This window comes from Nostoc sp. NOS(2021) (assembly GCF_017115025.1).
Taxonomy (GTDB): domain Bacteria; phylum Cyanobacteriota; class Cyanobacteriia; order Cyanobacteriales; family Nostocaceae; genus Nostoc.
Map to the genome: position 1 here is coordinate 1 of NZ_JABXKM010000310.1, position 10,471 is coordinate 10,471.

General features: G+C 42.3%; 12 protein-coding genes and 1 pseudogene. 6 read left to right on the forward strand and 7 right to left on the reverse strand.

Annotation, left to right across the window (positions count from 1 at the left end):
- Positions 1-501: 501 nt before the first annotated feature.
- Complete coding sequence (gene queG, locus HWQ41_RS30175) at positions 502-1,476, forward strand: tRNA epoxyqueuosine(34) reductase QueG (protein ID WP_292771210.1); 975 nt, start codon at positions 502-504, stop codon at positions 1,474-1,476.
- Positions 1,451-2,089 carry an HAD-IA family hydrolase gene (locus HWQ41_RS30180; RefSeq protein WP_292771212.1) on the forward strand — a complete coding sequence of 213 codons (639 nt, stop codon included), beginning with the start codon at positions 1,451-1,453 and terminating at the stop codon, positions 2,087-2,089. Before queG ends, HWQ41_RS30180 begins: the two co-directional genes overlap by 26 nt.
- 61 nt (positions 2,090-2,150) lie before the next feature.
- On the opposite strand, the gene HWQ41_RS30185 is transcribed toward HWQ41_RS30180, so the two are convergent.
- Positions 2,151-2,525, reverse strand: coding sequence for a hypothetical protein (locus tag HWQ41_RS30185; protein ID WP_292771214.1), 375 nt, complete (start codon positions 2,523-2,525; stop codon positions 2,151-2,153).
- Positions 2,526-2,742: 217 nt separating this feature from the next.
- Between HWQ41_RS30185 and HWQ41_RS30190 the strand changes: the two genes are divergently transcribed.
- Positions 2,743-3,273, forward strand: a complete 531-nt coding sequence (locus HWQ41_RS30190) for an orange carotenoid protein N-terminal domain-containing protein (RefSeq protein WP_292771217.1) — start codon at positions 2,743-2,745, stop codon at positions 3,271-3,273.
- Between the two features lie 104 nt (positions 3,274-3,377).
- Here HWQ41_RS30190 and HWQ41_RS30195 read toward each other — a convergent pair whose 3' ends face one another.
- The 3 genes from HWQ41_RS30195 to HWQ41_RS30205 are packed head-to-tail and all read right to left on the reverse strand — an operon-like array spanning position 3,378 to position 4,992.
- Positions 3,378-4,139, reverse strand: a complete 762-nt coding sequence (locus tag HWQ41_RS30195) for an ABC transporter ATP-binding protein (protein WP_292771219.1) — start codon at positions 4,137-4,139, stop codon at positions 3,378-3,380.
- Between the two features lie 27 nt (positions 4,140-4,166).
- Complete coding sequence (locus HWQ41_RS30200) at positions 4,167-4,766, reverse strand: hypothetical protein (RefSeq protein WP_292771222.1); 600 nt, start codon at positions 4,764-4,766, stop codon at positions 4,167-4,169.
- 28 nt (positions 4,767-4,794) lie between these two features.
- Positions 4,795-4,992: a hypothetical protein gene (locus tag HWQ41_RS30205; protein ID WP_292771224.1), complete on the reverse strand. Its 198-nt coding sequence runs from the start codon at positions 4,990-4,992 to the stop codon at positions 4,795-4,797.
- 404 nt (positions 4,993-5,396) lie between these two features.
- Between HWQ41_RS30205 and HWQ41_RS30210 the strand changes: the two genes are divergently transcribed.
- Together HWQ41_RS30210 and HWQ41_RS30215 are read left to right on the forward strand one after the other, a co-directional pair.
- Positions 5,397-5,777: an endonuclease domain-containing protein gene (locus HWQ41_RS30210; protein ID WP_292771226.1), complete on the forward strand. Its 381-nt coding sequence runs from the start codon at positions 5,397-5,399 to the stop codon at positions 5,775-5,777.
- A gap of 564 nt (positions 5,778-6,341) precedes the next feature.
- Positions 6,342-6,779 (forward strand): hypothetical protein, encoded by a 438-nt coding sequence (locus HWQ41_RS30215; RefSeq protein WP_292771229.1) that lies wholly within the window; start codon positions 6,342-6,344, stop codon positions 6,777-6,779.
- A gap of 154 nt (positions 6,780-6,933) precedes the next feature.
- Here the strand turns inward: HWQ41_RS30215 and HWQ41_RS30220 are convergent, their stop codons facing one another.
- Together HWQ41_RS30220 and HWQ41_RS30225 are read right to left on the reverse strand one after the other, a co-directional pair.
- A complete protein-coding gene (locus HWQ41_RS30220) occupies positions 6,934-8,151 on the reverse strand; it encodes an ABC transporter permease (protein WP_292771231.1) in 1,218 nt (405 codons plus the stop codon).
- 84 nt (positions 8,152-8,235) lie between these two features.
- Entirely contained in the window at positions 8,236-9,705 is a 1,470-nt protein-coding gene (locus HWQ41_RS30225) for an efflux RND transporter periplasmic adaptor subunit (RefSeq protein WP_292771233.1), read from the reverse strand.
- 426 nt (positions 9,706-10,131) lie between these two features.
- Between HWQ41_RS30225 and HWQ41_RS30230 the strand changes: the two genes are divergently transcribed.
- Complete coding sequence (locus tag HWQ41_RS30230; protein WP_292771236.1) at positions 10,132-10,302, forward strand: hypothetical protein; 171 nt, start codon at positions 10,132-10,134, stop codon at positions 10,300-10,302.
- Here HWQ41_RS30230 and HWQ41_RS30235 read toward each other — a convergent pair.
- Positions 10,274-10,471 (reverse strand): annotated as a pseudogene (locus HWQ41_RS30235) (hypothetical protein); the annotation flags it as partial. The gene HWQ41_RS30230 and the pseudogene HWQ41_RS30235 sit on opposite strands and share 29 nt — an antisense overlap.

Genomic DNA, 10,471 nt, shown 5'->3' on the forward strand with positions numbered 1-10,471 from the left:
GACTGGGTTGAAAGTCTGTTTGTATATAGGTTTTATCATCAGTTAATGTCCTAACCTTCTTGTCCGTTGCTATATCTGTATTATCCTAGCTAAATATTAATTTCAATACAAAAATAGCTAAAAAGAAAGCTGCTGTGGAGATAGATTGCTACATATTGGTAAATCTTCCTCACGATGGAAGTTTTACAGCAGAATTCAGAAGTAAATCTGGCTTGGAGACTTAGGTTGTGTACTTCACCAAATTTAAATCCGCTGTAATTAGACAAACCGGAATTAGCATCTTCTAAAGAATTAGTTTCCCGGCTATAAATCAATACGTCTGAGTTAAGACTTGATCTTCCCTAATCCTCCTTAAAAAGGAGGGAATTAAGCTGGCCGATCTAGCGCATTGGGCTATAAATAAAATTTATATGGATGAGAAGCAACAAATCTTAATCAAAGGTATTGACTACGTAATGTACAATTAAAACGCCTTTAGGTAGGCAAAATCCAGATAAAAAAATGAATCAGTATTCCGTAACAAGCAGCAGTGTAGTGAAAGAAAAAGCCAGGGAGTTGGGCTTTCACAAAGTTGGAATTGCTGCTGTAGATAGGGTAGATGCCACAGAAGCGCAGAGGTTACAAGCATGGATTGAACTGGGTTATCACGCCGATATGGAATGGATGGCTAATCCAAAGCGCCAGGATATCAGCTTAGTGATGCCTGAAGCGCGATCGCTAGTGTGTGTGGCGCTAAATTACTACACACCCCATCAACGTCCCGAAGGAGAGGAATACGCCAAAATTTCCCGCTATGGTTGGGGAAGGGATTATCACAAAGTGATGCATAAAAAACTCAAGCAGCTATCTACATGGCTAGAATCACTTGATGAAGGCGTACAAACTCGTTATTATGCAGACACTGGCCCGGTGCCAGATAAAGTGTTGGCTCAACTTGCCGGAATTGGTTGGATTGCCAAGAATGGTAATGTGATTACACGAGAATATGGCTCTTGGGTATTTTTAGGAGAAGTGTTGACAAATTTGCAATTAGAGAGCGATCGCCCGCATACAGAACACTGCGGTAGCTGTACTCGTTGTCTTCAGGCTTGTCCTACAGGTGCAATTACTCAGCCTTTTATCGTGGATGCTAATCGCTGCATTGCTTATCATACGATTGAAAATCGGGCAGAGGAATTGCCAGAGACAATCACACCCCATTTGCAAGGCTGGGTTGCTGGTTGTGATATTTGCCAGGATGTTTGTCCTTGGAATCAACGTTTTGCCAGCACAACTGATATTGCAGAGTTTCAGCCTTATCCTGCGAATATTGCTCCCCAACTGCTAGAATTAGCCCAAATCTCAGATCAGGAGTGGGATAAACGATTTCCAGCATCTGCCTTGCGGCGGATTAAGCCAGAAATGTTACGACGCAACGCCCTAGCTAATCTTGACGCATCCAGGCGAAAGAATGACCCCGAAAGTAATTATTTTTGATTTTGATGGCACAATTGCTGATACAGTAGATGCCCTTGTCAGTATTGCTAATCGTCTAGCTGTAGACTTTGGTTATAGACAAATAAGCCCAGAGCAATTAGCCCTCCTTAAAAACTTCACATCTAGGGAAATTATTAAGTACTCAGGAGTTTCTCTATTTAAGATACCTTTTCTAGTTAAAAAAGTTAAAGGAGAATTAAAAAACAAAATTCCAGAATTAAAGCCAATTCCGGGAATTAAAGAAGCATTAATGGAACTCCAAGCTCAAGGATATAAGCTGGGCATTATCACTTCTAATTCTAAAGAAAATGTTACGCAATTTCTGACAATCAATGATTTAAATCATCTATTTGATTTTATCTACTCAGGAATTACAATTTTTGGCAAAACAACCATAATCAATAACGTATTGAGGCAAAAGCAACTCCAGCCTCAAGAAGTTATTTATGTCGGAGATGAAACCAGAGATATAGAAGCATCAAAGAAAGCAAATATCCAAGTGATTGCAGTGACTTGGGGCTTTAACTCACCGGAAGCACTAGCCAAGCAAAATCCAGATTATTTAATTCAGCAACCTAGTGAACTACTAGAAGTGATGAATGGTAGTAGTTAATTAATAGTTAATAGTTAATAGTTAAAATTTTAACTATTAACTATTAATTGTTGGGGAAAACTTAATTTTTCCGTTCACCCTTTTCCAAAGCTTGTTTGACTAGATCATCACTGACATTAGTTACACCCTCAGTCTGAGTATTCCCAACTTCCTTTGCTAACTCTACATAATCATCAGGATTACCAGTTGACTGGGTTTGGGTTTTTGTCTCTTCTGATTTAGAGGTTTTATATTTAGGTGCAGTAGCTGCTTCGGCTGCTGCCCCCCCTTCACCTGTGCGATCAACTTCACTAACGCTGAATTGTTGTGCAGTTGCATAATCAGCATCAAAATCCACCGTTGGCGCTTTTTCTTGACCACTAGCTATGCTTTCGGCAGCTAATTGTGCATCCTGGGTGGAAGCTTCATTTAAATTGGGCTTTACTTCATCCGGCATCACTAAAACCTTAGGTAAATTTTTTATTACTAGGGGGATTGTAGCAAAGTAATGTGCTGTTTTCTTGCTTCCTTGGGAGAGACTTTTACCTCTATTAAAAGGTAGATTAAAGCTACAATTTCCAATTAATTTAACTCTTTCTATCGGTAGTAGAATCTGATTCTCAAATTCTGGTAACACTTAGTTTGGCCTGTTAAATTTCCTTGGAGACAAAATTATGACTGCAAGTTACGATAAAACTATTTCTCAAGCCCAGAGCAATGAAACTCAAAAATTGGTGGACGCGTTTAACGATTTAGATACCGATGCCAAATTAGCCTGGTTCTATTTTGTTTATGAAAAAATGGGTGATTCGATCACGCCAGCGGCTCCAGCTGCGGCCGAACCAGAATTAGCACCAATTCTGCTAGGAGATTATTTTGAATTATCAGATGAGCAGCAACTAGATATTATGCGGGATATAGTTAACCGCAAAGATACCGAATATTCCCGTGCCTATGGAGCGATAAAAGAAAACAACCAGCTGTTAGTTTGGTATGCTTGGGCAGTAGCTATGGGAGATACGGTGGTTGACTTACCAGCTAGCTACCAGGCAACTAAGGCGATTAATGATCTGGTTTCCCAGATTGAAGGACTAGATTTTGAGGAGCAAATTTCGGTGTTTCGGACAATATCTGGTGAAATGGGTTACACCGATGTCAAGCCGATCGCAACGCAAGCAGAAACGGGCAAAACGCCGAGTTTGTAATCAGCCCTGGCGACTAGAAGTCGCGGCTACACAAACAAAGTCCGCCTACGCGGACTAAATCTACATCCATTACCTCTGTTTTTCTCAATCACTAGAAGTTGCGGCTACACAGCAAGCTGATTCAAGTCGCCTGGAGTGAGGTTGGAGTGTACTACTTCACCATCACGGAACCAAACGATGCGCTGGGTTTGACGAGCAACTTCTGGTTCATGAGTTACCATGACAACGGTGATTCCACTGGCATTTAGTTCGCCAAAAATATCTAAGACTTCTTGGGTTGTGTGCGAATCAAGTGCGCCTGTGGGTTCATCGGCTAGGAGTACTACGGGACGATTAACGATCGCACGGGCGATCGCTACTCGTTGTTGTTGTCCACCAGATAGTTGAGTTGGTTTGTTGTTGAGGCGATTTGCTAAACCGACTCGCGTCAGTGCAACTGTGGCGCGATCGCTTCTTTCTTTGGGATTCACATCAGCATACACCATCGGCAGCATGACATTTTCTAATGCTGTTAGTTGGGGTAATAGGTGGAATTGTTGGAAGACAAACCCCAGCTTTTTGTTACGGATGTGTGCCAATGAGCGATCGTCCATTTGGGCTACATCGAGATTATCTAAGTAATAATGTCCAGAAGTAGGACGGTCTAAACAGCCGATAATATTCATGGCTGTGGATTTACCTGAACCAGAAGGCCCCATGATTGCACAATATTCACCCTGTTCCACAATTAGGTTGACATCATTCAGCGCTCGTACTTCTGTTTCGCTACTACCATAAATTTTGAAAATGTTTTCTAGTCGAATGATTGCTGGTTTCGGTATAGGATTAGCAACTAGAGAATCGGTAATTGAAATAGTTTTTGCCATAAAGATTTGGTTATTAGTTATTAGTTATTAATTTTTTCTTCCTTGTCTCCCTTGTCCTTTATTTATCCACCACCAACCCAAGGCGATAAACAACAATGTAACAACAATACTCAAAAACAAAGAGGCGTAAAAGGGATGTGGTGGGTTGTTGGGAGATATCGCGGTTAGAGGTTGGTTGATTTTGTCGATATCTTGGACGATTACGCCGGAGATAATTGCACCGCCACCAAAGCCTATGCCTAGTACTTGGATGGTATTTTCTAAAGAGCGATGTCTACGACGGGCTACGCCTACGCGCTCGGCTTGTTCTATTTCTACGATGCCGCGAATTGAGTCTATTGCTCTACCCAATAACTCCAAACCATGACGAAAATAACCTAAATCGGCGTTTATTTGTTGTTGGAAGAAAGGGCAATTCTTCTGACTTAAGGTTTCTAAAAAGCTGATATTCTCGCCTATTATAGCATGAACTTTCTGTAATCTTTCCTCATAATTATAGGCATTAATAGCGATTGTATTTTGGTAATCTTCTAAGTTTCGCAGCAGGCGGGTATATGTTAGTGCTAGCTGTGGTAAAGCTTTTAACTGGTTTTTTAAGTCAGTTAAATTTGGGTAGCCCGCAACCAAGGAGCTTGCTCTGATGTAACTTGTATGATTAGGAAACGCTATAAACGGGTGATGCAGTATTTTCCTCTCCCTGCTGGGCAAAATGCTCTGCTGCTGCTACAACCTGCACAAAGTCAGCATCTAGCAATTCTGTATTCGCTGCAAATATCTCCGGTTCTTCTTTGCTAGGGCAATCTAGCAGGGTTTGAATTAGCTGATTATAAGCCTGTAAACGCTGTTCGTTCATGAGCAGGTGTGAGTTAGACGCATCTTGATGAAGCTTCAACAACATTATCCTCAATTTCCGAAAAATTAGGGGATGAAAAGTTTTAGATCCTCCTTAAAAAGGCTACGGTGTACACGCAAGTTATTGAATTACCCCTCCCTAACCCTCCCCTTGTAAAGGGGAGGGAACTAGATTTTCCAATCTCCCCTCAATATATCGGGGGGATTAAGGGGGGTAATCCTGAGAATAATAAGCACAGTCCAGGAAGGCTACGGTGTACACGCAAGTTATTGAATTACCCCTCCCTAACCCTCCCCTTATAAAGGGGAGGGAACTAGATTTTCCAATTTCCCCCCTTTCCAAGGGGGGATTAAGGGGGGTAATCCTGGGAATAATAAGCACAGTCCAGGAATATGAAAACGCTGATGACAAAACTGTATAACCAAACCTCAGAAAAGCAAAAACGGCAAACTCTCAGAAACAATATGCCCCCATCTGAAAAAATAGTTTGGGCAAAACTTAGAAATCAACAAATTGAAAGCTGTAAATTTCGCAGACAATACAGTATTGACAGATTTGTAGTGGATTTTTATTCTTCGGAATTGAGACTTGCCATAGAAATTGATGGTGATAGTCACTATCAAGATGGAGTTCCAGAATATGACCGCGATCGCCAAGCATTTTTGTCATCAAAAGGTACGAGGATTTTGAGATTTAGGAATCAAGAAGTTTATCAAGATATTGATGGTGTGGTGGATAAGATTAGGGAAGTTATTTGTAGGTTGAGGGAAGTTACCCCACCCTAACCCTCCCCTTATAAAGGGGAGGGAACTAGATTTCCTGTTTCCCCCCTTTCTAAGGGGGGATTAAGGGGGGTAATTCGACTTGTGTGTACACCGTAGCTTAGAAAGGGGAGGGAATTAGATGTTCTCCCCTTTCTAATGTTATTTTGGCGATCGCATTTGTTGATTTAGCGTTCGCATTTGTCGATTTAGCGTTCGCATTTGTCGATTTAGCGTTCGCATTTGTTGATTTAGCATTCGCATTTATCGATTTAGCGTTCGCATTTGTTGATTTAGCGTTCGCATTTGTTGATTTAGTGTTCGCATTTGTTGATTTAGCGTTCGCATTTATCGATTTAGCGTTCGCATTTGTTGATTTAGTGTTCGCATTTATCGATTTAGCGTTCGCTGTTGCTGATTGCACTTGTTCTCAAACAAAAAATCGATATGAAAAATGAGTAAAAATACAGACAGACTCGTAATTATTTCGTTGAACTTTTAATGAAATAAATCCACAAAACTACCCATCTCAGGCAAAAGTATACTCCACTATATTGAAAAAGGAATTATAAAAAAAAAGGATATCTCATGTCTTTAAGAACTCGTGGTTCTGCTGCTGTTGACAAAGCCCAACTTCGTCTCGCCTTGCTTAAATCCATTGATGAAAATCTGGATTTAGGACATGGATTAACTATTGAAGCCTACAACTACCTTGTCAACACTACCCGTGCGACGTTAGAAGCTCATAATACGCTTGTGTCCAATCTTGAAGAATCCCGTAAAACAATAACCCAGATGGATAAAGCCCTCTCCGAAATATCTGAACGAATGCTAAGTGGAGTTGCAACTGTCTACGGCAGAAATAGTATAGAGTATTCCAAGGCTGGCGGCTCTAATCGAAAAAGAAGTAAACAATCTAGTTCAAAAGTTGCTCCAGTTGTAGCGGTTCTTGCCACTCAACCTGCTCAAGCTGCAATTGCGAATGCGTCAACTAACGGTAACAGCACAACTCCTCTGCTGCAATAATCCACTTGTTCCATAAATCTAGTGCCGTGTCAAGCCTAAATTTGTGCATTAAATGTAAGTTGAGTTGACGTCAGGAAACCCAACATGGATCATGTTGTTGGGTAACGCATTACCTCAACCTAATCAGGAAGATTAAGTTTCGCCATCCCCATAACTAAGCACTTCTAAGAGCCACAATTGGGTCAAGTTTAGCAGCGCGACGTGCGGGAACAACGCCAAAGAATAAACCAATACCAGCAGAGACACTAACTGCCATAGTAATCGCTACGGGAGAAAGACTTGCTTCTAAAGGAGTCAAGGCTCCCACTAATAGAATGCCACTGATACCAACCGCAGTCCCAACTAAACCACCAGCTGCGGAAACTATCACTGCCTCAATGATGAACTGTAGCAAAATATCTTGCTCAGTTGCCCCGATCGCTTTTCTCAATCCGATTTCTTGGGTGCGTTCGGTGACGGAGACTAGCATAATATTCATGATGCCAATGCCACCAACAAACAACGATATGCCCGCGATCGCTGCTAACATAATTGTCAATGCACCTGTAATTTGACCGACAGTTTGCAAAGCATCCTTTTGAGAGCGAAGAGTAAAGTCATCTTCACCATTGATTTTGTGCCGTAGACGCAACAAATTAGTAATTTGAAATTCTGCTGCATCGACGCTCTCTGAATCACGAGCGGCAGCGACAAGATAATCTAAGGCGATACCATAGGGAGAATTCTTTCCCACAAGTCGGTTTGCTGAGGTCGTAATCGGTATTAAGGCAGCTTCATCATAATCTGCACCGACGCTAGAACCTTTGGCTATTAATGTCCCAATCACTTGAAAGCTGGTATTTCCAAGTCGCAATTGCTGACCGACAGCGTTACTATTACCGAATAGTTTTTCTGCCAAGTCTGCACCTAGCACAACAACTTGGTTACTTCGCTTGATGTCTACCTCAGAGAAAAACCTACCTTTAGCAGTTTCAAAATCCCGCACTGATAGGAAACTGGGAGTTGTGCCAATGATGTTGACATCGGTGTTTCTGTTGCGGTATGTAACTACCTGTCTTCTGTTTAATTCGGGAGCAACTCCTACTACTGTTGGTACCTGAGAGGCGATCGCATCCGCATCTTGCAACACCAGAGTTTTTGGCACTTCAAAGGAGATACGCTGAGTTTCTCGATTACCTGGAATCACAAACAGCACATTTGGACCTAATGACTCCAGCTGTTTATTCACGTACTTTTGACCACTTTCGCCAATACCAATCATGCCAATAACTGAGGCGTTACCAATAACTATACCCAGCATGGTGAGGGCACTACGCAGCTTATTTGACAGCAGGGTTTTACCCGCCATTTGGACACTTTCTAGAAAGTTCATGCCAATTTTAGATTTTAGATTAAAAGTCTTTATTAAAAGGCTGTTCGGTGGAATCTCAAACAATACTACCTATGCAATTTGGGTTCATTTATTCTTTTGTTCTTTTGCCTTTTCGATTTTGTAGTCTTTGGGTGGGTTTACAAAAACGCGATCGCCTTCTTTAACTCCCTCTAAAATCTGAGTTTGCTCTTGAATTTGCGCCCCAATTGTAACTTCGCGGAATTGGGGTTTATTGTTTGCATCTGGTACAAGTACGCCAGTTTTACCCTTTTCGGTGACGATTGACACCGTTGGTAATACTAAGGCATTATTGACGCGATCGCCTAAAAAAGTCAGATCGACATTTAAGCCAGAACGCAGTTTATCTGTGCCAGTATCGAGAGCAATCCGCACCTGGAAGGATGTTACACCTTGTTCCACCACTGCTTCGGGAGCAATTAGGCGCACATGAGCTTTAAAAACTTGATCGGGATAGGCATCGGCGACAATTTCCACCTGCTGTCCCGGTTTTATTCTGCTAAGATCGGCTTCGGGAACTTGAGCTAATATTTCTAAACCGCGTGCTACAGCCACAATTGAACTGGAAGTTGCCGACGCACTAGTAGAAGCAGAAGTTGTAGGTGTGACAAACGCGCCTGGTTCGGCATACTTTTGCGTCACAATTCCCGAAAGAGGAGCGCGAATAATTGTATCTTCCAACTGCACTTGCACACCTTTCAATTGAGCCTCAGCAGAGGCAACACCGGCTTGACGCTGGACAATTTCCTCAGAACGGGTGCCATCTTCCAACAGAACTAATGCTGCCCGTGCTTCATTCACAGCCGCTTGGCGTTGGTCAATTTCCTCAGTCCGAGTGCCACTTTGGACTAATGAAAAGCGTTTTTTAGCTTCTTCTAAATTGGCTCTAGCACTTTTGTCGTCGCTGATAGCTTGATCGAGTAATTGTTTTGTCTCTGCTCCCTCTTTATATAGGTATTGGTAACGCTTTACCTGTTGACTGGCGTAATTCACCTTTGCTTGAGCCGCATCCACTTGAGATTGAGATTGAGCAATTTCTTGGGGACGATTACCAGCACGGGCTGCGGCAAACTGGGCTTGAGCTTGTGCTAACCGCGCCTTTGCTTGAGCGATTTCTTGAGGACGACTACCAGCAACAGCTTCGGCTAGTTGTGCTTGACTTTGGGCTAAGTTAGCACGGTACTGGCTCCTTTGGGCTTCAATGCTGGCACTATCCATGCGGGCGAGAATTTGCCCTTGTTGAATGCGATCGCCTTGTTCCACATATAATTGCGACAGCACTCCGGGGTTCTTCGGACTAATATTTACGCTCTGAACTGGCACGACTTTGCCACTAGCTGTAATCCGCAACGTGACATTTTGCGCTGCAACTGGGACAGTTAGTTGAGCAATGTCTTCTTTGTTTGTCCCTTGATTTACCAAGGTGTAGGTTGTTACTGTACCCACAACTAAAGCACCCCCTGCTATCAGCCCCATCAGCCAGCGGAATGGATACTTAATTTTGCCTATAACAGGAATTTCTATGTGCGTAGCCATATCTAGAAGCCTATGAATCTTGCTTTATGTAAGTAGCCTGTAGTTATATGATCATGTCCATCGAATTGCCCATAGTAAAGTACCCCAGCCAGAGCACCGCTTTAGCTCCCCTAAGAGCAAGCGGGGAGGGGTTGGGGTTCCGGGGAATTATGCTTAATTGAGCGGACATAAATATTAGAGGGCAAGTGCAGGAATACGGAGTTGTTAAAATTTTTCGATTAAATCTTTATTAGTAAACTAACAACTAGACGCATAATTAGCTTCATAGTTGCTTAATCTTACTTCATAATAGATATTTAATGTCTGTATGCCTTCACCTGAATGGGTGACTTTAGCCACTAATGCAATCAGATAAAGAGCAAATTACCACTCCCCATCATTGCTTCTTCTAGTGAGGTTATTACTGTTAGCGATTGGAGTAGTCGAATGGCAGGAATCTATGATATTGCTTTTGACTGGCAGCGCGATATTTTACTCTCTTGTGGACTAGAGGGCAAGGTCAAGTCTCTTGATTTAGCCACTGGAAAATCTAAAATTTTAAATGTTTTGCGAGTTGGCGATCGCAGATTCAATGGTTGGTTTTCACGGGGAGGGTAATTACAAACTCAGTTCCCTTGCGTGAGGTTGGGTTAATTGCGATCGCTCCAGCATATTTTTCTACCACAATTTGACGAGCGATGTCTGACGAGAAGCCCTCCGGGTTCGGGAGTGATATCATATCCGGTTGATTGCTTATTAAACCCGAAGAACCCCACCCCGCCAAAGC